20 protein-coding genes and 1 pseudogene are annotated in these 23,974 nt (G+C 71.4%); 3 read left to right on the top strand and 18 right to left on the bottom strand.

The genetic code is table 11. The annotated features are described in order from the left end of the window. Positions 1–130: 130 nt before the first annotated feature. The 6 genes from OO52_RS01670 to OO52_RS01695 all read right to left on the bottom strand — a co-directional run bounded on the left by OO52_RS01670 (position 131) and on the right by OO52_RS01695 (position 6,845). The gene (locus OO52_RS01670; RefSeq protein WP_030639778.1) at positions 131–1,120 is read right to left on the bottom strand and encodes an NAD-dependent epimerase/dehydratase family protein; all 990 of its coding nucleotides are present in this window, start codon (positions 1,118–1,120) and stop codon (positions 131–133) included. A 96-nt stretch (positions 1,121–1,216) separates the two neighbouring features. Continuing rightward, the gene (locus OO52_RS01675) at positions 1,217–2,143 is read right to left on the bottom strand and encodes an RNA polymerase sigma-70 factor (protein ID WP_030639775.1); all 927 of its coding nucleotides are present in this window, start codon (positions 2,141–2,143) and stop codon (positions 1,217–1,219) included. Between the two features lie 198 nt (positions 2,144–2,341). Next, entirely contained in the window at positions 2,342–3,739 is a 1,398-nt protein-coding gene (locus OO52_RS01680; RefSeq protein ID WP_030639773.1) for a GH1 family beta-glucosidase, read from the bottom strand. A 33-nt stretch (positions 3,740–3,772) separates the two neighbouring features. Next, positions 3,773–4,600, bottom strand: coding sequence for a carbohydrate ABC transporter permease (locus OO52_RS01685; protein WP_030639772.1), 828 nt, complete (start codon positions 4,598–4,600; stop codon positions 3,773–3,775). Positions 4,601–4,605: 5 nt separating this feature from the next. Continuing rightward, entirely contained in the window at positions 4,606–5,559 is a 954-nt protein-coding gene (locus OO52_RS01690) for a carbohydrate ABC transporter permease (protein ID WP_030639770.1), read from the bottom strand. 11 nt (positions 5,560–5,570) lie between these two features. Next, positions 5,571–6,845: an ABC transporter substrate-binding protein gene (locus OO52_RS01695; protein WP_037628375.1), complete on the bottom strand. Its 1,275-nt coding sequence runs from the start codon at positions 6,843–6,845 to the stop codon at positions 5,571–5,573. A 279-nt stretch (positions 6,846–7,124) separates the two neighbouring features. On the opposite strand from OO52_RS01695, the gene yicI reads away from it, so the two are divergent. Both yicI and OO52_RS50665 read left to right on the top strand, forming a co-directional pair. After that, the gene (gene yicI, locus OO52_RS01700; RefSeq protein WP_030639766.1) at positions 7,125–9,395 is read left to right on the top strand and encodes an alpha-xylosidase; all 2,271 of its coding nucleotides are present in this window, start codon (positions 7,125–7,127) and stop codon (positions 9,393–9,395) included. Between the two features lie 159 nt (positions 9,396–9,554). Then, positions 9,555–9,791, top strand: coding sequence for a hypothetical protein (locus tag OO52_RS50665; RefSeq protein WP_158712466.1), 237 nt, complete (start codon positions 9,555–9,557; stop codon positions 9,789–9,791). Between the two features lie 8 nt (positions 9,792–9,799). Here the strand turns inward: OO52_RS50665 and OO52_RS01705 are convergent, their stop codons facing one another. The 11 genes and pseudogenes from OO52_RS01705 to OO52_RS01750 form a co-directional block, all read right to left on the bottom strand. After that, entirely contained in the window at positions 9,800–12,220 is a 2,421-nt protein-coding gene (locus tag OO52_RS01705; protein ID WP_030639764.1) for a SpoIIE family protein phosphatase, read from the bottom strand. 103 nt (positions 12,221–12,323) lie between these two features. Further along, on the bottom strand, positions 12,324–13,172 hold the full coding sequence (locus OO52_RS01710) for an oxidoreductase (protein WP_030639762.1): 849 nt from the start codon (positions 13,170–13,172) through the stop codon (positions 12,324–12,326). 308 nt (positions 13,173–13,480) lie between these two features. Then, positions 13,481–15,691, bottom strand: coding sequence for a xanthine dehydrogenase family protein molybdopterin-binding subunit (locus tag OO52_RS01715; RefSeq protein ID WP_030639760.1), 2,211 nt, complete (start codon positions 15,689–15,691; stop codon positions 13,481–13,483). Next, positions 15,688–16,677 carry an FAD binding domain-containing protein gene (locus tag OO52_RS01720; RefSeq protein WP_030639758.1) on the bottom strand — a complete coding sequence of 330 codons (990 nt, stop codon included), beginning with the start codon at positions 16,675–16,677 and terminating at the stop codon, positions 15,688–15,690. Before OO52_RS01720 ends, OO52_RS01715 begins: the two co-directional genes overlap by 4 nt. A gap of 2 nt (positions 16,678–16,679) precedes the next feature. After that, positions 16,680–17,147 (bottom strand): 2Fe-2S iron-sulfur cluster-binding protein, encoded by a 468-nt coding sequence (locus tag OO52_RS01725; RefSeq protein ID WP_037628373.1) that lies wholly within the window; start codon positions 17,145–17,147, stop codon positions 16,680–16,682. 242 nt (positions 17,148–17,389) lie between these two features. After that, the gene (locus tag OO52_RS01730; RefSeq protein WP_051816250.1) at positions 17,390–18,286 is read right to left on the bottom strand and encodes a helix-turn-helix domain-containing protein; all 897 of its coding nucleotides are present in this window, start codon (positions 18,284–18,286) and stop codon (positions 17,390–17,392) included. Between the two features lie 44 nt (positions 18,287–18,330). After that, positions 18,331–19,179: an oxidoreductase gene (locus OO52_RS01735; protein ID WP_030639752.1), complete on the bottom strand. Its 849-nt coding sequence runs from the start codon at positions 19,177–19,179 to the stop codon at positions 18,331–18,333. A 38-nt stretch (positions 19,180–19,217) separates the two neighbouring features. Beyond that, positions 19,218–20,486, bottom strand: coding sequence for an MFS transporter (locus OO52_RS01740; protein WP_030639750.1), 1,269 nt, complete (start codon positions 20,484–20,486; stop codon positions 19,218–19,220). A gap of 151 nt (positions 20,487–20,637) precedes the next feature. Beyond that, positions 20,638–20,820 (bottom strand): annotated as a pseudogene (locus tag OO52_RS52400) (hypothetical protein); the annotation flags it as partial. 310 nt (positions 20,821–21,130) lie between these two features. Then, entirely contained in the window at positions 21,131–22,105 is a 975-nt protein-coding gene (locus tag OO52_RS01745) for a magnesium transporter CorA family protein (RefSeq protein WP_234339735.1), read from the bottom strand. A 76-nt stretch (positions 22,106–22,181) separates the two neighbouring features. Beyond that, entirely contained in the window at positions 22,182–22,649 is a 468-nt protein-coding gene (locus OO52_RS01750; RefSeq protein ID WP_030639746.1) for an SHOCT domain-containing protein, read from the bottom strand. A 429-nt stretch (positions 22,650–23,078) separates the two neighbouring features. On the opposite strand from OO52_RS01750, the gene OO52_RS01755 reads away from it, so the two are divergent. Continuing rightward, the gene (locus OO52_RS01755; protein ID WP_078876959.1) at positions 23,079–23,657 is read left to right on the top strand and encodes an ion channel; all 579 of its coding nucleotides are present in this window, start codon (positions 23,079–23,081) and stop codon (positions 23,655–23,657) included. 64 nt (positions 23,658–23,721) lie between these two features. Here OO52_RS01755 and OO52_RS01760 read toward each other — a convergent pair whose 3' ends face one another. Continuing rightward, on the bottom strand, positions 23,722–23,919 hold the full coding sequence (locus tag OO52_RS01760; protein ID WP_030639741.1) for a hypothetical protein: 198 nt from the start codon (positions 23,917–23,919) through the stop codon (positions 23,722–23,724). Positions 23,920–23,974: the final 55 nt, after the last annotated feature.

Below are 23,974 nucleotides of genomic sequence, written 5' to 3' on the forward strand. Positions count from 1 at the left end.
CGGACCGTGCCGCCGCCGAGGGAGGTCTTCGACGACCATGCCGTCCGCTACGACCGCGTGATCACCTGGGCACCGACGGGACCGTCCACCGGACCGGGGACCCGTGTCCCGAAGCGACGCCCCGCCCCGGTCACTTCGAGGCCGCGAACTCCCGCATGCCCTCCTGGAAGCCGACCTCCGGCCGCCAGCCCAGCTCGGCCCGCAGCCGTGAGGAGTCGGCGGTGATGTGCCGTACGTCGCCCAGCCGGTACTCCCCGGTGACGACCGGCGCGGGACCGCCGTGCGCGTCGGCCAGGGCGCGGGCCATCTCCCCGACGGTGTGCGGCTCGCCGCTGCCGGTGTTGTACGCGGTCAGCGCGCCCGGCGCGGAACCGGCCTCCAGCGCCACGACGTTGGCCGCGGCCACGTCCCGCACATGCACGAAGTCCCGGCGCTGCCGACCGTCCTCGAAGACGCGGGGCGCCTCGCCCCGGGCGAGCGCGGACCGGAAGAAGGAGGCGACGCCGGCGTACGGGGTGTCGCGGGGCATCCGGGGCCCGTACACGTTGTGGTAGCGCAGCGACACGGCGGACCCGCCGGTCGACCGGGCCCAGGCGGCGGCCAGGTGCTCCTGCGCCAGCTTGGTGGTGGCGTACACGTTGCGCGGATCGGCCGGCGTGTCCTCGCCGACCAGCCCCGGGGCCGGCTCCGCGCCGCACACCGGACACCTCGGCTCGAACCGCCCCGCGTCCAGATCGGCGACGGCACGCGGCCCCGGCCGTACGACCCCGTCGCGCGGGCACACGTACCGCCCCTCGCCGTACACCACCATCGACCCGGCCAGCACCAGGCGCCGTACCCGGGCCTCCGCCATGGCGGTGAGGAGTACGGCGGTGCCCAGGTCGTTGCGGGAGACGTACTCCGCCGCGTCCCCGAACCCCACGCCGAGCCCGACCATCGCGGCCTGGTGGCAGACGGCGTCCGCACCGGCCACGGCCCGCGCGACCGCGACGGGATCGCGCACGTCGGCGGCCGGATCCGTCCGGACGTCGAACACGACCGCCTCGTGCCCGCGCGCCGTCAGCGCCTCGACCACATGAGACCCGATGAACCCGGCGCCGCCGGTGACCAGTACCCGCATGCCCCCACGCTAGGGCCGCCGCCGCACCGGGCCAGGAGGCCGCGCCCGCACGTCACGACTCCGTAAGACGGGCGCGGGGCGCGGTGGGGTGGCGGTTCAGCGGCGCAGGACGGTCTCGCGTTCCATGCGGGACAGCTTCTCGGGGTTGCGGACGGCGTAGAGGCCGGTGATGCGGCCGTCCTCCAGGTGCGCCGCGATCACGGTGTCGATCCTGCCGTCGAGCCGGAAGACCAGCGCCGGGTAGCCGTTGACCTGGGCCGGCTCCAGCGACGCGGCGGGACCGAACCTGCTCAGGCCGGCCGCCAGCGAGGCCACCCGCTCCGCACCCACCACCGGCACCGGCGCGGCCTCGGCGACTCCGCCGCCGTCGCCGAGGAAGACGACGTCCGGCGCCAGGATGTCGAGCAGGCCCTGCAGGTCGCCCGTTTCGACCGCCCGCCGGAACGCCTCCAGCGCGGTGCGGGTCTCGGCCGCGGAGACGGCTCCGCGAGGCCGGCGCGCGGCGACGTGCGCCCGTGCCCGGCGGGTGATCTGGCGGACGGCGGCCGGGCTCTTGCCGACGGCCTCGGCGATCTCGTCGTACTCCACGCCGAACACCTCGCGGAGCACGAACACGGCCCGCTCGGTCGGCGTGAGCGTCTCCAGCACCAGCAGCATCGCCATCGAGACGCTGTCGGCCAGCTCGACGTCCTCGGCCACGTCCGGGGCGGTCAGCAGCGGCTCGGGCAGCCAGGGACCGACGTAGGACTCCTTGCGCCGGGCGAGCGTGCGCAGCCGGCCCAGCGCCTGGCGGGTGGCGATCCGGACCAGGTAGGCCCGCTGGTTCCGCACCGTCGCGGGGTCGACGCCCGCCCAGCGCAGCCAGGTCTCCTGCAGGACGTCCTCGGCGTCGGCGGCCGAGCCCAGCATCTCGTAGGCGACGGTGAACAGCAGACTGCGGTGGGCGAGGAACGCCTCGGTAGGGGAGCCCGGGCGGCTCCCCCCGGCGCGGTGTCCGGTTCCGTCCGTCTCCCGCTCGCCCATCTCCGGCCCCCGCTTCTTCGTGCTCGACTCTGCCACACCCACGAGATGCCGGTCTGCGCCGCCGTGTGACGGTCACGGTCGGTGGCGTGCGTCACATCACCTCACGATCTGTGGCGGTGACGTCTTCGACACCGCCCCGGAGATCACCGACTGCCTCGACGTCTTCGTCACACGGCGAGCGTCCGTGCGGGCCCCCCGTCACCCCCGATGTGCCGCGATCAAGGCCCGGTACCAGTGGTAGCTGTCCTTCGGCGTGCGCCGCTGGGTGCCGTAGTCGACCCGGACGATCCCGAAGCGCTTGTCGTAGCCGAGGGCCCACTCGAAGTTGTCCAGCAGGGACCAGACGTAGTAGCCGCGGACGTCGACGCCGGCGTCCATCGCGGCGCGCAGCGCGGTGAGGTGGTCGCGCAGGTAGGCCACCCGGTCGGTGTCGTGCACCGCGCCGTCGGCGGAGAGCGTGTCGTCCTCCGCCGAGCCGTTCTCCGTGATGTGGACCGGCGGCAGCGCGTCGCCGTACCGCTGCCTGAGCTGGACCAGCAGATCGGTGAAGGAGCCGGGGACCACGGGCCAGCCCATCGCCGTGTGCCGTACGTCCGGCAGCCTGACCTCCGCGTAGCGGTTGTCCGTGGCCACCCGTCGCGCCGGGTCGGCCTCGCGGTGCGGGGCGTCGGCGACCACGATGGGCCGGTAGTAGTTGATGCCGAGGAAGTCCAGCGGCTGGGAGATCAGCTCCAGGTCGCCGTCCCGCCGGAAGTCGGCCCCGGTGATCAGCTCGCCCCAGGTCTCCTCCTCGGTGGCGGGATAGCGGCCCGCGAGGATCGGCTCGGTCCACACCAGGTTGTGCTGGGTGTCGGCGCGGACGACGGCCGCGAGGTCGGCGGGGGAGTCGCCGGCCGGCAGGTTGCGGTCGAGGTTGAGGGTGATGCCCACCTCGCGCACCCCGGCCGCCCGCAGTGCCTCGACCGCCAGGCCGTGGCCGACCAGCAAGTGGTGCGCGGCGGCCAGCGCGCCCCGGCCCTCCTGCGCACCGGGCGCGTGCCGGCCCACGGAGTAGCCGAGGAAGGCGCTGCACCACGGCTCGTTGAGGGTGATCCAGCGTGGCACCCGGTCGCCCAGGTGTCCGGCGACGACGGCCGTGTACTCGGCGAACCGCTCCGCCGTCTCCCGCACCCGCCAGCCGCCCCGGTCTTCGAGCGCCTGCGGCAGGTCCCAGTGGTAGAGGGTGGCGGCCGGCTCGATGCCGGCCGCGAGCAGCTCGTCGACGAGCCGGGAGTAGAAGTCCAGCCCCTTCGGGTTCACCGGGCCGGAGCCGTCGGGGACGATCCGCGGCCAGGCGATCGAGAAGCGGTACGAGTCCACGCCCAGGTCGCGCAGCAGCGCCACGTCCTCCCGGTAGCGGTGGTAGTGGTCGCAGGCCACGTCTCCGGTGTCGCCGTTCGCCGTCCGGCCCGGCGTGTGGCTGTAGGTGTCCCAGATCGACGGCCCGCGGCCGTCCTCCCGGGCCGCGCCCTCGATCTGGTACGAGGCGGTCGCGGCACCGAAGACGAAGCCGGGCGGGAAGCCGGGGAAGCCGGTGGCGTCGGGGAAGTCAGTCATGGAGGCCGTCTCCAGGTGTGCGGTGGGGGCGGGTCACTTGACGGAACCGCCGGTGATTCCGGCGGCGATGTACTTCTGGGCGAGCACGAGCAGGATGGCCGCGGGCACCGCGGACAGCACGGACGCGGCCATCACCGAGCCCCAGTCGCCGACGTGCGCGCCGATGTACTGGTAGATGCCCAGGGTGACCGGCTTGACGTCGTCGGTCGTGTTCAGCGTGAGCGCGAACATGAAGTCGCTCCACGAGAAGAGGAAGGCGAACAGGCCCGACGTGATCAGCGAGTTGCGGCTCATCGGCAGCACCACCCGCAGGAACGTCCGCACCGGCCCGGCACCGTCCATCTGCGCCGCCTCGATCACCTCACCCGGGATCGAGACCATGAAGGACCGCATCAGCACGATCGAGAACGGGATGCCGAGCGAGGCGTCCGCCAGCATCAGGCCGAAGTAGGAGTTGACCAGGCCCAGGTCGACGTACGAGTTGTAGAGCGCGTTGGCGATGACGATGCCCGGCACCATCTGGGTGATCAGCGTGCCGAACACGATCGTCCGCGAGCCGCGCAGGCCGAACCGGGCCAGCCCGTAGGCCGCCGGGGCGGAGACCGCCAGGCAGATGACGACCGCGCCGAGCGAGACGACCAGCGAGGTCAGCAGGTGACCGCCCTGGTCGTCCAGGGCCTTGGAGAAGCCGGACAGGTCCAGGCTGTGGGGTACCGGGTCGACCTGGAGCAGACCCGAGGCGGGCTGGAGGGCGGTGTTGAGCATCCAGTACAGCGGGAACAGCATCACGCACAGGATGAGCACACCGGCGATGGTGGAACCCCAGCGGCGCCCGGATGTCGTGGGCGTGCGAGCGGCCATGGACGTCACTTCCCCTCGGTGCGGTTGGCCCGCAGGTAGAACACCGCGAAGACCGCGGAGACAAGGATGAGTACGTTGCCGACGACCGCGCCCGCGCCGAAGTCGAGCCGTACGAACGAGTTCTGGTAGGTCAGCGTGCCGAGCGTCTGGGTGGCGTCGGCCGGGCCGCCGTCGGTGAGCGCGAGGATCAGGTCGAGGATCTTCACCGTGGACATGAAGCCGAGCACGAGGACGACGGTGATCACCGGCTTCAGCTGCGGCAGGGTGATGGAGCGGAAGGTCCGCCAGGCCGAGGCGCCGTCCAGGGAGGCCGCCTCGTACAGCTCCTTGGGGATCTCCTGGAGACCGCCGTAGAGGATGACCATGTTGAACGGGATGCCGATCCAGATGTTGACCAGGATCACCGACAGCAGGGCCATGCCGGGACTGGTCAGCCACGGGGTGTGGCCGCCGAGGCCGAGCGTGTCCAGGAACGAGTTCAGGACGCCCGTGTCCTGGTCGAGGATGCGGCGCCACACGATGCCGGACACCACCATGGGCACCAGCCAGGGCAGCAGGATCAACGACCGCAGGACGCCGTTCAGCGGAAAGCGGCGGCTGAAGAACACCGCGAGCGCCATCCCGATGCAGAACTGGCCGAGCAGCGACCCGGCGGTGAAGACCAGGGTGTGCCAGAGCGCCTTGCCGAAGAGCGGGTCCTGGAACACGTTCGACCAGTTGTCGGCGCCGTTGAAGGGCGCGTCGCCGGTGAAGAACGTCTTCGGTGTGAAGTGCTGGAAGCTCATCACGACGTTGCGGACGAGCGGGTAGCCGAAGAACAGCAGCATGAAGACGACCGCGGGGGCGACGAACCCCCACTGGGTCAGTCTGCGGCGGCGGCGCAGCCGGGCCGGGTCCGGCGCGGTGGCCGTCCTGGACGCCTTCTGCGGCGCCTGAGCGGTGACGATGGACGTGGTCATGGTGGCTTACCTCAGTTCCCGCTCGTGGCCCGCTGCTGGGCACGCTTCAGGGCGGCCTCGCTGGACTGGCCGGTCAGGGCGGACTGGAAGGCGCTCTGCAGGGCGAGCGACACGCTCGGCCAGCCGGCGCCCAGCTTGGCGGTCCGGGACCGGGCGGCGGCGACCTGGTCGGCGAGCGCGTCCAGCTCGGGCACCCGCTTGCGCCACACGGCGGCGGCCTTGGCGTTCGCCGGGACCATCCAGCTGTTGAGCGCGTAAGTGAGCTGTTCCTTCTGGCCGGCGAGACAGGCGACGATCTCGCCCGCCCGCTTCTCCCGCGCCCGGTCACCGGTGTTGGGCACGGTGAGCACGGCACCGCCCAGCGGACCGACCGAGGCGGCCCCCGCCCTGGGCACCGGGATCCGTGCGATGCCCCAGTGCAGCGACTTCTTGGTGTTGAGCGTCTCGACCTGCCACGGGCCGTTGATCATCATCGCCGCGTTGCCGGCCATGAACTGGTCGTTGACGTCCGCCTGCGTCCAGCTGACCGTCGACTTCGACAGCGAGCCGTCCGCCAGCAGGGCCTTCCAGTAGTCGAGCGCGCCCACGACCTGCGGGCTGTCCAGCTCGGTCTCGTCACCGCCGTTGGACCACATGAACGGCGTGAACTGGAAGACGCCGTCCTCCGCGCCGCCCGCGCTGAGCGCCAGGCCGTACCGCTTGCCCCGGGTGAGCTTCTTCGCGGCCTTGCGCAACTCGTCCCAGGTGGTGGGGACCTTCACCCCGGCCTGGGCGAGGACGTCCTTGTTGTAGAACAGCGCCAGGGTGTTCACGGACCGGGCCGCACCGTAGTACGTGCCCTTGTACGAGCCGAAGTTCACGATGCCCTGGGGGATGTCCCTGGTGCTCAGGCCGAGCGTCTTGAGGTCGACCAGGCCGCCCGCCTCGGCGAACGTCGGCATCTCCGAGGCGTCGAACTGGACGATGTCGGGCAGCGACTTCGAGGACGCCATGCGCAGCGCCTTCGTCATCACCTGCGCGGCCGGGACGCTCTGCTGCTCGATGGTGACGCCGAGCTGCTTGCCGCAGCGGGTCATCGCCTCGGCGTCCCAGCGGTGGTAGGTCTCGTCGGTCGAGGAGTTCATCACGGTGTAGACGTCGCTGTCGCGCTGCTGACCGCATCCGGTCAGGGCCGCCCCGGCGACCAGGACCGACACGGCGGTGAGTGGTGCCACGGCCCTGCGGGAGCGTCCCCGGCGTGCGGCGGCCGGGGACCTCTCAGGAATGCGATTGAAGCGCTTCGACATGCTGCGGCCCTTGCTGTCGTCTGCCCGGCTTCGTCGCCGGGGCTTTTGTTTGGCCTGATGACTAATACGTCAATCCCGGGTGTCACGCTAGACCCGCATGCGTGTTCGTCCGATCACGCAACGAAGTGACAATCGATCACTTGCCGGGAAAACCGCAGGTCATGGCGTTGCTCCCGGCGTGAAGCGCGCTTGACAACGATTTCTGCTGTGTACGATCAGCTCGCCGGGCGACAGCCTCCGCCGTCCCCGCCGAACAGCCCCGCTCCCCCGAGGAAGACCATGAAGTTCACCAACGGCTTCTGGCGCATCCGCGACGGTGTCCAGGTCGCGTACGCCACCGAGGCGCGCGACGTGCGCGTCGAATCGAAGCGCTTCACCGCCTACGCCGCCGTGCAGAAGGTGACGCGCAGAGGGGACACGCTCAACGCGCCGCTCCTCACCGTCAACTGCTTCTCACCCGCCGAGGGCGTCATCGGCGTGCGGGTCACCCACCACGCCGGCAAGCGCCGTCCGGGACCGGACTTCGCCCTCGCGGCCGAGCCCGGCGATGCGGGCGAGGTCCGCCGGGACGGCACCGTCACCGAGCTGACCAGCGGCCCGCTGACCCTGCGCCTGGACCGGGCCGCCCCGTGGTCGCTGACCTTCCACGACGGGGACGGGCGGGAGCTGACCCGGGCGGGCCGCAAGGGCACCGCCTTCGCCACCACCGACGACGGCGCCCACCACGTCCTCACCCAGCTCGCGCTCGGTGTCGGCGAGCAGATCTACGGCCTCGGCGAGCGCTTCACGCCGTTCGTCAAGAACGGCCAGGTGATCGACATCTGGCAGGCCGACGGCGGCACCAGCAGCGAGCAGGCCTACAAGAACATCCCCTTCTACCTGTCCTCACGGGGCTACGGCGTCTTCGTCAACCACCCCGGCGCGGTCTCCTTCGAGGTCGGCTCCGAGGCCGTCGGGCAGGTGCAGTTCAGCGTCGAGGACCAGACGCTGGAGTACTACGTCGTCGCCGGCCCCACCCCGAAGGACGTCCTCACCCGCTACACCGCCCTGACCGGCCGCCCGGCCCTGCCGCCGGCCTGGTCCTTCGGCCTGTGGCTGACCACGTCCTTCACCACGGACTACGACGAGCGGACCGTGATGTCGTTCGTGGACGGCATGGCCGAGCGCGGCATCCCGCTGTCCGTCTTCCACTTCGACTGCTTCTGGATGCGCGAGTACCAGTGGTGCGACTTCGAGTGGGACCCCGAGGTCTTCCCCGATCCCGAGGGGATGCTCGCCCGGCTGAAGGCCAAGGGGCTGAGGATCAGCGCCTGGATCAACCCGTACATCGCGCAGAAGTCCCCGCTGTTCGAAGAGGCCGCCGCGCTCGGGCACCTGGTGCGCCGGCCGAACGGTGACGTGTGGCAGTGGGACCTGTGGCAGGCCGGCATGGGACTGGTCGACTTCACCAGCCCCGACGCCCGCGCCTGGTTCCAGTCCAAGCTGAAGCCCCTGCTGGACCAGGGCGTGGACTGCTTCAAGACGGACTTCGGCGAGCGCGTCCCGACCGACGTCGTCTGGCACGACGGCTCCGATCCGGAGCGGATGCACAACTACTACACCCACCTGTACAACCAGACCGTGTTCGAACTCCTCGAAAAGGAGCGCGGACAGGGCGAGGCCGTGCTCTTCGCCCGCTCCGCGACGGCGGGCGGTCAGCAGTACCCCGTGCACTGGGGCGGCGACTGCTGGTCGTCCTTCGAGGCCATGTCCGAGTCGCTCCGGGGCGGCCTGTCCCTGTCGCTGAGCGGCTTCGGGTTCTGGAGCCATGACATCGGGGGCTTCGAGGGCACGCCCGACCCGGCGGTCTTCAAGCGCTGGCTGGCGTTCGGCCTGCTGTCCTCGCACAGCCGGCTGCACGGTTCGTCGTCCTACCGGGTGCCGTGGGCGTTCGGCGACGAGGCCGTCGACGTCGCCCGGCGGTTCACCCTGCTCAAGCACCGCCTCATGCCCTACCTGTACGGCGCCTCGGCCGAGGCCCACCGCACCGGCGTTCCGGTGATGCGGCCCATGGTCCTGGAGTTCCCGCACGACCCGGCCTGCCGCCCGCTCGACCGCCAGTACATGCTGGGCGCAGACCTCCTGGTGGCCCCCGTGTTCAGCGAGGACGGCGAGGTGGAGGTCTACCTCCCCGAGGGCACCTGGACCCATCTCCTCAGCGGCGAGCGAGTCACCGGCCCGGTGTGGCGCACCGAACGGCACGGCTTCGACAGCCTTCCGCTGTACGTCCGCGAGGGCGCCGTACTGCCGCTGGCCACCGACGACTCGCGCCCCGACGGCGACTGGCTGGACGACCTGGCCCTGCTGGTCCACCCGCCGGCCTCGGCGACGTACACCCGTCAGGTCCGCGTCCCCGACCTGACGGGTGCGCCGGCCGCGGTGTTCCGCGTCCAGCGTGACGGCGACCTGCTGCGCGTCACCGCGGACGGCACCGACCGTCCCTTCACCGTGCGCGTCGCCGGCGGAGCGAGCGCCGAGGGCAGGGGCGAGGTGACGGTCCCGCTGCGCTGACCGAGGCCCGATGCAGACGTGGCGGCGGTGACCGGAGCTCCGGCCACCGCCGCCGTCCACCGGGGTGCCGGCGGTCGCGCCCGCAGTCGGTCAGTCGCTCTCGGCGGCGTGAGGATCGTCGCCGCGTCCGCCGGGCGGAGTGCGGCGCGTCATCCCCCGGTGCCGGAAGCGCCGGCGCTGCCGGTGGCCAGGGAGTCCAGCACGTCGCGCGGCATGGCGCGTGAGGTGATGCCGGCGGGCACCGACCCCGGACTCGCGGCCGAGGTGATCGTCCTAGGCGGTAGTCAGGTCATCGCGCAGCAGATGTCGAACGGCTACGACGGCGAGGATGCCGTCGTAGCCCGCGAGCCGGCCCGTAGCTACTGGTGCGGCGTGTACCGCCGCCCGGAGGACTGACCGCCGGCTCAGTCCCGGGGTCCGGGAAGGTTCTGCTCGACCCAGACGGTCTTGCCGTCCTCGGTGTAACGGGTGCCCCACCGTTCGGAGCACCGGGCGACGAGCAGCAGCCCCCGGCCGCCCTCGTCCGTGGTCCGGGCGTGCCGCAACCGTGGCGAGGTGCTGCTGCCGTCGGAGACCTCGCAGGTCAGCACATGGCCGCGGATGAGGCGCAGCCGCATGGGAGGGCCGGCGTAGCGGATGGCGTTGGTGACGAGTTCACTGGCTATCAGCTCGGTCGTGAACGCCGCTTCGTCCATGCCCCACTCCGTGAGCTGCCGGGCGACGAGCGACCGGGCCCTGGAGACCACGGACGGATCGCTCGGCAGGTCCCACGACACGACCCGGTCCGGCCCCAGCGTGTTCGTGCGGGCGATCTTGACCGCGGCGTCTTCTCGGAGGGGCCGCGGGATCAGCGCGTCGGTCACCATGTGGCATGCCTGGCGCGCGGAGCCGGAGAACCCGGCGAGGAGGCCGGCCAGGCGCTCACGGCCACGGTCTTCGGACTGCTGCTGGAAGAGGCCTGGCGTGAACACGGCGAGCAGCGAACCCTCGGGAAGGTCGATGTCGACTTTCTCGAACGGCTCACCGGTGTGGGCCAGGGCTGCGCCGACCGGCAGTTCCAGTGGTGCCGGCGTGCCGTCGGGGCGCACGATCACGAGACCCGGGTGGCCCGCACAGGAGACGGAGCAGCGCCCCGACACGGGGTCGTATATCAGGTAGAGGCACGTCGCGCCGGCCTCGCTTCCGCCCGCGGAGCGCAGCCTGTCCCGCGCCGGCCCTTGTCGGTGGTCCCCGGCCCCGTGCCCCTTGTCGCCGTTGAGCCGGCGCACCAGATCGTCGAGTCGGGCGAGCAGCTCGTCCGGCTCCAGGTCCAGGTCCGACAGGGTGTGCACCGCCGCGCGCAGCCGTCCCGCGGCCGCGGCGGTCTGTACGCCGTGGCCGGGCGCACGGCCCGCGACGAGGGCCACCCGCGCTCCGGACAGGGGTATCGCGTCGACCCAGTCGCCGCCCGAGCCCGCGTGCACGTACGCGTGCGCCACGTCGAGAGCATGGTCAGGGGGGAGCGGGCCCGGACGCAGGGCGTGTGACAGGGCGGTCAGGGAATGGCGTTCCCGCAGGTACCGACGGGTGTTGTCGAGGCACGCCGCCGTGCGCAACGCGAGTTCTCCGGCCAGGGTCAGATCGTCGCGTTCGAAGGCCCTGCGCTGTCCCCAGCGGCAGAACGTGGCCAGCCCGAGGGCGCGGTGCTGGGAGAGCAGCGGGACGAGCATCAGCGAGTGGACCTTTTCCGTGGGCGCCCGCAGGCTGTGCAACGCCCGCTGTCCGAGGGAGGACTGCGGATCGACCATGCGCGGTTCGAGATCGGCGAGGGCCTCCGCGGCGGCCACCGGCGGCAGGGCGCCCTCCTGCTCGCAGGCCGTCCACGGCTCCGGGTCGTCCCGGGACCGGCATGCCGCCCGGCGCAGCACGGTGTCGCCCCGTACGGGACCGGGTTCGAGGTCCTCTCCCGCGAGTACCGGCTCCACCACCTCCACGGCCATGCCGTCGGCCAGCCCCGGCACGGACACTTCCGCGAGGCCCCGAACGGTGTCGAGCACGTCGAGGGCGGAACCGATCCGGGTGCCGGCCCGCGCGAGCACCTCCAGCCGCTCCCGCGCCAGGTGGCGGTCGGTGACGTCGACGGTGGCGTCGGCGAGGCCCAGGAGCCGGCCCCGGCCGTCGTGCAGGGGGAAGACGGAAGCGGAGTAGACATGCTCGTGCTCGGGGTCTCCTGGCGGATGCAGGTGCTTCTCGATGCCGATGACGGGCTGTCCCGTGGCGAGCACCTTTTCCATCACGCGCTCCACTGCCTCCGTGGGGAAGCCGGGCCACACTTCCGTGGGACGTCTGCCGACGGCTTCCGCGACGGAGGAGCCCTGCATGCCTTCGGCCGCGGGGTTGAACCGGACGATCCGCAGATCGGGGTCGAGGAGGTACAGACCCACGGGGGACACGGTGAAGAGTGTCTCCAGCAGGGCTCGGTCGAGTGCGGCGGTCGGGCTCGCCTGTTCCACAGGGGTGAGGGTCACCGTCCACCTCTTCCCCGCCTCGTCCTCGCGCTCGGCGCGGACGGCCAGCCGGCAGGGCAGGAAGGTACCGTCCTGACGACGCAGTGGTACGGCGATGTCGCCGATGGCGGCGAGCGGGTGCGCGGTGGTGCCGGCGCCGGTGAGCAGGTCGGCAACCGGCCGGCCCACCATGGCACGAGCGGGATGGCCCAGCAGCTCCTCGGCCGCCGGACTCCACTCGACCACCGTGCCCCCCTGGTCCATGACCAGGTGAGCCTGGCTCCGCGCCGGGACGTCGTCGTGGGGGTCACCGCGGTTGGTGGCATGAGATGCACCCATGGTGATCAGCTCTCGCTCGCCTCAGAGCTCGGTACGCCCCTCAGTGTCCTCCAGGACGGGCGTCCGCGACATCCGGGCCGCCCGCCGGTCCTGGAGGCGACGCTCAGGCGATCTGCTGCCCGTCGGGGTAGTCGGTGGACCTGGACAGCTCGCTCCAGGCCGCCGTCTCCGCGTCGAAGGCGGAGCGCGCCTCGGCGACCAGCCGGAGCGCGTCGCTGCCGAGGATGAGGTGGGTCGGCGGGTTCTCGGCCTCGACGACGGCGAGCAGGGCACGGCCGGCCTCGGCGGGATCGCCGAGCTGCTGACCACTCATGCCGAGGCGGCGTTCGCGGACCGGGGCGAAGATCGGTTCGTAGTCGGCGACGGTGCTCTCGACCCGGTCCATGGAGCGGCCGGCCCAGTCGGTGCGGAAGGAACCGGGCTCGATCGCCGTGACGTGGATGCCCAGCGGCGCGACCTCCTGCGCCAGCGTGGCGGCGATGCCCTCGACGGCGAACTTGGAGCCGTGATAGGCGGCCAGACCGGGGAAGGCGCGCAGACCGCCCATGGAGGTCACGAACAGGATGTGTCCGGCACGGCGCTCACGCATCCGGGGCAGGACGGCCTGGGTGACCGCGACGGCGCCGAAGACGTTGACGTCGAACTGCTGCCGGAAGGTGCTGAGCGGGGTCTCCTCGAAGGTGCCCTCGACACCGTAACCGGCGTTGTTGACGAGCACGTCTATGGGGCCCGTCTCGTCCTCGACCGCCGCGACGGTCGGCGCGACGGCGTCGGTGTCGGTGACGTCGAGCACGCGGGCGTGGGCGCGGTCCGGGGCGAGCTGTTCGAAGGCGGCGACCTGGTCCGGCTTGCGGACGGTGCCGACGACGGTGTGGCCGGCGTCGAGGGCGGCGGTGGCGAAGGCGCGGCCGAGGCCGCTGCTCACGCCGGTGATGAGGAACGTGCGGGGCATGTGTCTCTCCGTTCGCGTCAGGAGGGTCAGGAACAGTCGGGGGGTGTCAGGAACGAGGGGGCGGCGGTCCGTTGTACCGGCCGGTGAGCTGCGGGCCGGTTCATGTCCCCAGGCGTCCGGGCGCTTGCACGTCACGGACCGGTCCAGGGCGAAGGCAGCCGCCGTGTCACGGTGGAGAGGAGTACGCGCGCCGGCCAGGGCTCCGGTCACGGGGGCCCGCCCGGCAGCCGTGCCGGACTCGTCCACGGTGAGGCGGACATCACGGCATCGTTCACTCCATGGGCACGGATCTCGCCGTGGGGCGGGGCTCAGAGCATGAGTTGGTCGATGGTGAACGGGAGCGAGCGCAGGCGGCGTCCGGTGGCGTGGAAGACGGCGTTGCCGATGGCCGCCGCCAGACCGACCAGGCCGACCTCGCCGACTCCCTTGGTACCGACGGCGGTTGCCCGGTCGGGGCCGCCGACGAACAGCACCTCCATGTCGGGGATGTCGGCGTTCACCGGCATCAGGTAGTCGCCGAACGTGGCGTTGGCGATGCGTCCGGTGCCCCGGTCGGTGGCGGTCTCCTCGAACATGGCCTGGCTGATGCCGCCCACCGTGCCGCCGACGATCTGGCTGGTGGCCGTCTTCTCGTTGAGGACGCGGCCGCCGTCGATGGCGGAGACCACGCGTGCCACGCGCAGCAGACCCAGTTCCCGGTCGACGCGCACTTCGGCGAACTTCGCCCCGAAGGCGCCCGCCATGGCCATCCCCAGTTCGTCGCTGCTGGGCGGCGTGCTCCTGCCGTCGGCGCTGAGTTCCTCCAGGCCGTGACGGGCGAGGATGTCGACGTAGGACTCGCCTTGTCCGGGATCCGCGAGGCGGTGGACGCGCCCGTCGGTGACCGTCACCTCGTCCACTGTCGCTGCGCGCAGGGGGGATTCGGTGTCGTCGCGGACCACCTCGAGGAACTCCCGCACCAGGCGCCGGCAGGCGGCGTGGACCGCGTTGCCGAGGGCACCGGTGAGACCGGAGCCGCCGGCCTGGGGTGAATAGGGCATGTCGGAGTCGCCGAGGTCGAAACGGACCCGGGTGACGTCCAGGCCCAGGAGTTCGGCGGCCAGTTGGGTCATGACCGTGTAGGTACCGGTTCCGATGTCGGTGGCGGCGCTGCGCACATAGGCCGAGCCGTCGCGGCGCACGGAGGCACGGGCCTGGCACGGCACCTGGTAGAAGGGATAGGAGACGCCGGCCATGCCGTAGCCGACGAGCCAGCGGCCGTCCCGCATGGAACCCGGCTCCGGTGTGCGCCGCGACCAGCCGAACCGCTCGGCACCCTCCAGGAAACACTCCCGCAGCGCCTTGCTCGACCAGGGAAGGCCGAGGACCGGGTTCTCCTCCGCGTAGTTGCGCAGGCGGAACCGGAGGGGGTCCATGCCCAGGGCGTGGGCGACTTCGTCGATCGCGGACTCCAGAGCGAAGTTGCCCTGTCCCTCGGCCGGCGCGCGCATGGAGCCCGGACACGGGATGTTCAGCCGCGCCTGCCGGTCGCGGGTGAGCACGTTGGGGCAGGCGTAGGCGACCGCGGAGCCGAAGGAGACGGGTTCGTAGTCGTCGTCCTCCATCGCGACGGACGAGATGCCGCGGTGCTCGATGGCGACGAGGTCCCCGTCACGGGTGGCGCCGATCCTGATCTGCTGGACGCTGTTGGGCCGGTGTCCGACGGAGGTGAACATCTCGGGCCGGGTGAGGACCAGCTTGACCGGGCGGTTGACCTCGCGGGCCGCCAGCACGGTGAGGATCACGTGGGACCACACCCGCAGTCCGGCCCCGAAGCCGCCCCCGACGAAGGGGGCCAGGACCCTGATCCCGCTCTCGGGGATCCCGAAGACAGTGGCCAGCGAGGTACGCACGTTGTGCGGCCACTGCGTCGAGTCGTGCACCGTCAGCGCATCACCGTGCCAGGACGCGACCGTCGTCATCAGGCCGAGGGGGTTGTTGGTGTTGTCGGGGGTGGTGTACGTCCCTTCGACGATCACGTCGGACGCGGCGAAACCGGCGTTCACGTCTCCGCGTTCGGTGTCCAGTCCCCAGGGGTTCTCGACGATCTCGGCCCGCGGGTCGTCGACGTCGAGCAGGGCCTCGGTCGCCTCGTACTCGACGCGCACCAGCCGGGCGGCGTACCGGGCCTGTTCCGCGCTCTCGGCCACCACGACCGCGATGTGCTGGCCGTAATGCAGGACGCGGTCGTCCCGCAGCGGAGCCGGGGGTGATCCGCCCAGCAGCGTCATCGGACCGCGTTCCAGCCTCGGCGCGTTCAGATGCGTGAGGACGGTCAGCACGCCCGGTGCCGCCAGGGCGCCGGTCACGTCGATGCCACGGATCCGCCCCGCGGCGATGGTGCTGCCGACCAAGGCGGCGTGCGCCATGCCGGGGAAGGAGAAGTCGTTGGGGTACCGGGCCTCCCCGGCCACCTTCAGCGGGGCGTCCACGCGGTCGATGCCCGCACCGACGATCCTGCCCGTTTCGAGAGTCGTCATGACAGCGCTCCTGCGACGGTCTCCAGCGTGCGCACGAGCGTGCGCTTGGCCAGCTCCACCTTGAACGCGGTGCCGGGCAGCGGCCTGGCCCCGGCGAGGGCCGCCTCAGCCGCGCCCCGGAAGGAGTCGGTGCCCGCGCGGGCCCCCCGCAGCGTGTCCTCGGCATCCCGGGCGCGCCACGGGATGGTGCCCACTCCGCCCAGTGCCACGCGGGCCTCCCGGACGACGCCGTCCTCGATCACGAGAGCGACGCCGGCCGAGACCAGGGCGAACTCGTAGGACACCCGGTCACGGACCTTGAGGTAGTGAGAGCGCGCCCCTTCGGGAAGCAGCGGGACCTCGACCGCGGTGATCAGTTCACCGTGCCGCAGTACGTTCTCGATGTGGGGCGTGTCGCCCGGTGGCAGATAGAACCGGGTGAGGGGGACCGACCGGGATCCGTCGGCGCCCTGGACGTGGACGATCGCGTCGAGCGCGGTCAGCGGTACCGCGACGTCCGAGGCGTGCAGGGCGATGCAGTGGTCGCTCGTGCCCAGGATCGCGTGCATCCGCTGGATCCCGGCGATGGCGGCGCAGCCCGAACCCGGGCTGCGCTTGTTGCAGGCGGCGACGGCGGGGTCCCTGAAGTAGCGGCACCGGGCCCGCTGGAGCAGGTTGCCGCCGATGGTGGCCATGTTGCGCAGTTGTGTGGAGGCGCCGAGCAGAAGGGCTTCCCGTACGAAGGGCACTCGCTCGCTCACGACGGGATCGGCGGCCAGTTCCTCCATCGTCGTCAGCGCGCCGACCCGGATCGACGAGGCGGTGTGGGTGATGCCGCCGAGCGGGAGACGGGTGATGTCGACGAGCCGGTCGGGGTGCAGAACACCGTCCTTCATGAGGTCGAGTTGTGTGGTTCCGCCGGCGAGGAACGAGGCGTTGGGATCGGCGGTGACCACGGCCACGGCCTGGTCGGCGTCGGTGGCCCGGTCGTACTCGAAGGGATGCATGGTCAGCCCTCCGCCGTCACGTCGCGGATCGCCGCGCGAATGTTCGGATAGGCGCCGCAGCGGCAGATGTTGCCGCTCATGAACTCACGGATGTCGTCGTCCGAGTTCGCGCGCCCTTCGGCGATGAGGCAGATCGCGGACATGATCTGCCCCGGCGTGCAGTAACCGCACTGGAAGGCGTCACGCCGGGCGAAGGCCGCCTGCATGGGATGCAGCTCGCCGTCGACCGACAGGGCCTCGACGGTGGTGATCTCGCGCCCCTCGTACTGGGCGGCCAGCGCCAGACACGACACGATGCGCCTGCCGTCGACCATGACCGTGCAGGCACCGCACGCGCCCTGGTCGCACCCCTTCTTCGCGCCGGTCAGGCCCACGTGATCACGCAGTGCGTCGAGCAGCGTGACCCGCGCGTCGAGACTGAGCCGGTGCAGTGTGCCGTTGACATTGAGGGTGACGTCGACGAGGGGCACTGGTGAGGGTGACTGGGGGGCCGGGCGCGCATCGGGTTCCAGATGCTTCATGGTGCCTCAATTCTGATCTTCCCGGTGGGATTGCTGCCGGAAGGGGAATTCCGGTGTGGGGAAGACGTGGCTGCACACCTGCGGGAGGTTGTCGCTGGTGCGAAACTAGTCCGGGTTATTACTTTTGTAAAATTGGGGCGGAATATCCCTTTCCTTTCGGAATTGACGGAGAAGAAGGGCCGCCCCCACGGTCATCGGCGCGGCGACTGCTCGTCCTTGGACCGGGCCGCCGCGTCCGCCGCCCCTGCCGGGAGCCCGGTGGCGGCCCAGCCCGTCAGGAAGGTCAGGGCCTGCGCGGTCGGCGAGTGCGGTTCCGCGGTGTAGACGAGCAGACTCTGCTCCGTCGAGCCCCGCACATCGAGCACCTGGAAGTCCAGGCTGAGCTCCCCGGCGATCGGGTGGACGAACTCCTTGCGGCCGTGACGCTGGGACCGGACCCTGTGGTCGGACCACCATCGGCGGAAGTCCGGGTCCTTCAGGGAGAGTTCCCCGACGAGCCGGGCGAGTTCGGGATCGTTCGGGTAGCGGCCGGCGTCCATGCGGAGATAGGCCACACACTCCTGGGCGACTCTCTCCCAGTGCGCGTACAGCCCGCGGACCTCGGGGTCGAGGAAGGTGAGCCATATGTGGTTGCGGCGCTTGGCCGGCAGCCTGGAGTAGTCGGTGAACAGCGCCGCGCCCAGGCTGTTCCACGCCAGGACGTCCATACGGCGGCCGAGCACGAGCGCCGGGACGTTCACCATGCTGTCCAGGAGGACCTGGGTCGCCCGCGACACCTGCTGGCTCCTCGGCGCGGCCGGCTTCGGCCCGCCCGACATACCGGCCTCTGCCGCGCACCTCAACAGGTACTCCTCCTCGTCGGGACGGAGCTCCAGCGCCCTGGCCAGGGCCGTGAGGATGGCCGGCGAGGCCGACCTCGCACGGCCCTGTTCCAGCCTCACGACGTAGTCCACGCTGACGCCCGCCAGCGAGGCGAGTTCCTCGCGCCGCAGTCCCGGCACCCGGCGGTGCCCGGACGTGGGCAGCCCCACTTGCTCCGCACTGACCCGGGCACGGCAAGCGCGCAGGTATGCACCGAGCTCTGTCACGGCGGCCTCCTTCTCGTACGAGCCGTGCCGGGTCGTGCGACCGGTCAGACGGCGGCCTTCGCGTCGTCATGGTCGGTGGACAGGGCCAGCTCCCGCCAGGTGTCGGTCTCCTCGCGAAGCTGAGCGATCTTGTGGTCCATGGCCGCCGCGCAGTCGCTTCCGAGCTGGGCGCGCAGCGGCGGGTGGGCGGCGTCCGCGAGGACGAGGACGGCCGCGGCGCCCTTGACGGGGTCACCGGGCTGGGCGTGGTTGAGCCCGGGCACGGCCTGCCGCACGGCGCCGGCGGTCCCGGCGTAGTCGGGGATGACCTGGCCCTCCGTGAGCAGGCTCGTGGCGTCGAGGAAGTCGGTGCGGAAATATCCCGGCTCGACGATCGTGACCTGGATGCCCAGCGGTGCCAGTTCGGCGCGCATCGCCTCGGACAGGCCTTCCACGGCGAACTTGGTGGAGCAGTAGACGCCGAAACCCGCCACGCTCTCGAAACCCCCGACGGAACTCAGGTTGAGGATGCGGCCCGACCTCTGCCGGCGCATGACCGGCAGTACGGCGCGGGTGACGTTGGCCAGACCGAAGACGTTGGTGTCGTAGACCGAGCGGAACGCGGCGTCGGAGGTCTCCTCCACCGCGCCCAGCACGCCGCGTCCGGCGTTGTTGACCAGGACGTCGATGGTCCCGAACCTCTCGACGGCTGCCCCGACGGCTTCGCGGGCCTGTGCCTCGTCGGTGACGTCCAGGGCGACGGCGAGCAGGCTGTCCCCGTACCGGGAGAGCGCGTCCCGGACGTCCTGGGGCCTGCGGGCCGTCGCCACGACCTTGTCGCCCCGCTCAAGTGCCTGACGTGCGATCTCCAGGCCGAAACCGCGGGACGCGCCAGTGATGAACCAAGTGGTCATGCCACTGCCTTTCATTCGTTCGATGGTAGGAAAACGGGTCAGACGGAGCGAATTGCCGAGCGGGATCCGGGCCGGTCCCGGCGGGCGGCGAGAGCGCCCGCCGGCACGGCGAGCAGGACCACCAGCAACCCGAACCACGAGAAGGCGGCGGCGAGGCCGAACCGGGACGCGGCGGTGCCCAGGGCGACCACCGGCACACTCACCGCCAGGTAGGCCAGGGCGAAGAACCCCGGCAGGAGCTGCGGATGGCCCCCGGCGACCACCACCGCCGTCACGGTGCTGGTGGACCCCATGAACGACAGGCCGAACCCCGCGCCGGTGATCGCCGCGCCGACGAAGAACAGCACGGCGTGAGCCGTGTCGAACCCGATCACGGACACCCCGACCCCGGCCACCAGCAGCGCGCACCCCGTCACCGACGCCGCCCGGTCGCCGAGCCTGCGCAGCACCATCGGAGCGACGCCGCCGCAGCCCTGCACCACGAGGATCACCAGCGAGGACAGTGCCCTGTCGGTGGTGTGCAGCAGGCCGGCGACCAGGTCGACGCCCAGTGCCAGATACAGGCCCACGACCGCCCAGCCGGCCGTCACCATGGGGGCGACCCGCAGCAGGGTCCCGCGAGGCTCCGCCCCCAGCCGCAGCACCCGGGGACGCCAGGGTCCGAGCCGGTCCGGCACGGCCTGCCAGGCGGGGATCGACCGCACCAGGAGCAGCCCGCCGATGGACAGGACGGTCAGCACGACGAACGGGGTGACCAGCGGCGCGGGAGCGAACCGCACGGCGAGGCCGGAGAAGACCGCGCCCAGCGCGATGCCTGTGGAGGTCGCCGCGCTGTTGGCGGCCGACGCGGCCCGGTGACTGCGGTCCCGGTGCAGGTCGGCCAGTGCCGAGCCCGCGCCGCTGGTCAGCAAGCCGACCGCGACGCCCTGGACCAGGCGGGCCAGGCACAGGGCCCAGGCCCCGGTGGCCACGAGGAACACGAGGAAGCTGACGACGGCGGTGGCCAGCGCCCCCACGATCGTGCGTTGCGTCCCCAGGTGCTCGGCCAGGCCCCCGGCGAGGAGCAGGGTCAGGATCGCACCGAGGGCGTAGCAGGCGTACACGACCGTCGAGGTGGCCGTGCCGAAGTGCCATCGCTGCTGGTAGAGCCCGTACAGCGGAGACGGCGCGCTGCTGGCGGCCATGACGACGAACACCACGCCGACCACGGTGCGGAAGTGCCAGGGACGGTACGTCCGGCCGTGGTGGGCGGTGCGGTGCCGGGCCCTTGGGGGCTGGAGGACGGCCGGCTTGTCGGTGGCGTTCATGAGGCTTGCCATCTCCGTGGGACGCGCGGTTCGCCGCGGCATGGACAGGTGTGTGGCGGGGCGCCTTCATGTGGCGAAGCCGCCTTGCGGAATCCATCGTCGTGACGGAGCGCCCTGGCATACAGGGAGGGCTTTTCCTGGGCATGGCTCCCTAGGAAAGCCAGTACCAGGCACGCGGCGCGGCTTCCTGCCGGAGCAGGAGTCCGGTGCCGTAGGCGAAGAGCACGCCTGGACGCGGTCGCGCGCCTCGATCTTGGCGAGGTTGTGGCCAGTGGGGGGACGCGACGGTGGGATCGGCGCGGTGGAGCCGTTCGGCGATCTCGGCGTTGGTCCAGTCGGCGGCGACGGCGGTGAGTACGTGGCGTTCGCGCTCGGTGAGGTCGGCGAGTGGCGTCGTCGCCGCGACGAGTTCCTCCGGCTCCGGCGCGCGAAGGCGGTCAGGACCAGGACGCGGGAGCGGCCACCGGACCCGGCGATGCGGCGGCGGCCCCGATGCAGTCGATGCCCGGCATCCGGACGTCCATCAGGACCAGCCGCCGTGGGTGTCCGGTAGAGGGCGGCGCGCTCGCGCATGCCGACCGGTACGACGTGGTCGCCGACATGCCCGGTCGGCAGTCTCCCCAGGCCGAGGCCATGCTGCCCGGCTAGGCCTGGTCACGCAGTCTCCGCCACAGTCGGGTGCGGTGCAGTACGTAGAGCGCGGCGAGCAGGACGACCGCCTGAAGTCCTATGGCCAGCAGCCAGAAGACCGCCCTGCTCTCCAACCGGTTGGTCAGGAACTCGAAGTTCATGCCGAAGAAGCCGGTCAGGAAGGACAGCGGCAGGAAGATCACCGACACGATGGTCAACCGGTTGATCACACCGTTCTGTTCGTCCGCGACCAGGGACCCGTAACTGGCGAAGGCCCGGCGGGTGGCCTCCTGGAGGGACTCGATGTCCGCGAGGACCAGCCGTGCAGCGCGCTGGAACTCCTGGGCGAGCCGCTGACGCTCCACCGGGAAGTCGCGGCTCATCATCCTGCGGGTGATCATCTCTTCGACCACCTGCAAGAACGGCAGCAGCGAGTGGTGCAGGACGGCGGCACGACGGCGCAACTGGGACAGACGGTAGATCTGCTCGGGGCGCCGCTGCTCGAACATGTCGTCCTCCAGCTCTTCCACCTGGAGCAGCGCGCGCACCGCGGCACGACGATACGTCGCCAGCGCCTCCTGGAGCATCAGGAACAGCGTGGAGACGGCGTCGTGGGGCTTCTCCCGCCGAAGGTGCGTCGTGATGTCCGCCGCCAGGACGGCCCGGCCCCGGTGGCAGAGGACCAGGAAGCGTTCCCCGGCCACGACGTGCAGCTGGGTCACCCGCTCGTCGTGCACCAGCGGTACGACGAAGCCGGCGATGTCGCCCAGAAATTCGGCCCGCGCGGACTCGCCCTGTCTGCCGAACCAGGTCAGCTCCTCGCCGTCCAGCCCGAGCCGGTGGGCCAGTGGCTGGTCCGCCGGGCTCTCCTGGTCGGGCAGTTCCACGTCGAGGAGCAGGAAACGGTCCAGGGCGAGCCGCTGACGCGCCTCCGCCACGGAGAGGCGCGTGGCGGCCCCCTCCGGCATCGACACCATCGTTACGATCATCGTCCTCACCGCGATCCTCGCCCCGCCCCGGCGCGCGGCCCCCGGTCGGCCTCGTTTCCGTACTGCGCGCTGTGGTTCAGTGCGGCGGGGCGGAGGATGCCGCGTCCGTACGCCGGGACGGCCCGCCGCCGGCGAGGACCAGTTCCTTCGCCCGCCGGAACTCGTCGTCGGTGATGTCTCCGTGCGTGCGCATCTCGGACAGTTTCGCGAGTTCGTCGGCGCTGCTCGGGGGTGCGTCCGCCCAGGCGGCCCGGCGGATGTAGTCGTCGACGGCCTGCTGTCGCGCACGGGCCTGCTCCGCCTCCCGGTGACCCATGTGCCTGCCGCGGGCGATCAGGTAGACGAAGACGCCCAGGAAGGGCAGGACGACGACGAACACGAGCCAGCCGGCCTTGCCCCAGCCACCCAGGTCGTCGTCACGGAAGATGTCGGTCACGACCCGGAAGAGAAGGATGAACCACATGATCCACACGAAGAACACCAGCATGGACCAGAAGACACTCAGCGCCGGATAGTCGTAGGCGAGATAGGTGTGCGCGCTCATGTCTCCTCCTCCGCTCCGGGTCCGCACCCGGTGGTCGTCGCGTACGCCCCTCAGCGTGGACGGGGCGGGACCGCGGCCACCTCACCCGGGGCGGGTGAACGTCCGGTCCCCGTCCGGGAGCGGCTGAGCTCCGTCGGCGCGAGCGCCGGTCGACGGCCCGGACGGGAGGGGCCCCGCCGGGAAGCCGCCGCGATCCGGCGTGCGAGGTGTGACCACGGGACTCGGTCACGGCTTCTCCTCAGGCGATCGGGGTCCCCCTCTTCGGACGGCCCTTGGGACCGTGTGCGGGGCACCTCACCGGGCCGGCGTGCCGCCGACGGTCGCCGTGGGCGTCACCCCTGGCGGGTGATCCGCGCCGCGGACCAGGACGGTGAGGTGGGTACCGAGGGCCGGCGGTCGGCCTGGGCGGACCGGATGAAGAGGCACGAGATGACCGATCCAGCGGCTGCGGGGAAGCGACAGGCCCGGCCGGAGCGGACGGCGCGTCGCGGCCGGCCGGGTCCCTTGGCGACGGCCGCCTCCGTCGTCCGCTCGGCCAGCGTGGCGGTCGGCCTCGTCACCGCGTACTACCTGTTGCCGCTGGACTGGCACGGCGAGGACGTCACCGCGCTGGCCCTCGTCGGTGGGCTGCTGGCGGTCGGCCTCTTCTTCGGCTGGGAGGTGTGGCTCATCAGGCGCTCGCCCTCGCCGAGGCTGAAGGCCCTCGAGGCCGTGGCCGCCACCGTAGCCCTGTACCTGGTGCTCTTCGCGAGCGGCTACTACCTGCTCGAACGCGCTGTACCCGGATCCTTCAACGAGCACCTGAGCAGAACCGACGCGTTGTACTTCACGCTCACCACGTTCACCACCGTCGGCTTCGGTGACGTCCTCGCGATCTCCCAGACGGGCAGGGTGCTGGTGATGTGCCAGATGGTGTGCAGTGTCCTGCTCGTGGGTCTGGCCGTACGGGTGCTCGGGGCCGCGGTCCGCGCCGGCCTTCGACGCCGGGGGCGGGACACCCCGGAGTGAGGCTTCCCGGCGCCGGGGCGGCGGAGCGGCCGGGAGGGGGCAGGCCGCCGGAGCGGTGCCCGGATCACGACGGCGTCTGGCGCAACTCCAGCACCCGCAACCCCAAGGACTGGCAGCGCGCGAGCAGCCCGTACAGGTGTGCCTCGTCGACGACCGCTCCGAAGAGGATGGTCTGACCGGCCATCAGGACGTGGTCCAGCTCGGGGAACGCCTTGACCAGCGTGTCGGTCATCCGTCCGTCGACGCGAATCTCGTAGCGCATGAGCCGCTCTTCCCCACGTTCCCCACGGGCCTGCATGGTCCCTCCGTACGATCCT

The organism is Streptomyces flaveolus (assembly GCF_000716535.1).
Classification (GTDB): Bacteria; Actinomycetota; Actinomycetes; order Streptomycetales; family Streptomycetaceae; genus Streptomyces; species Streptomyces flaveolus_A.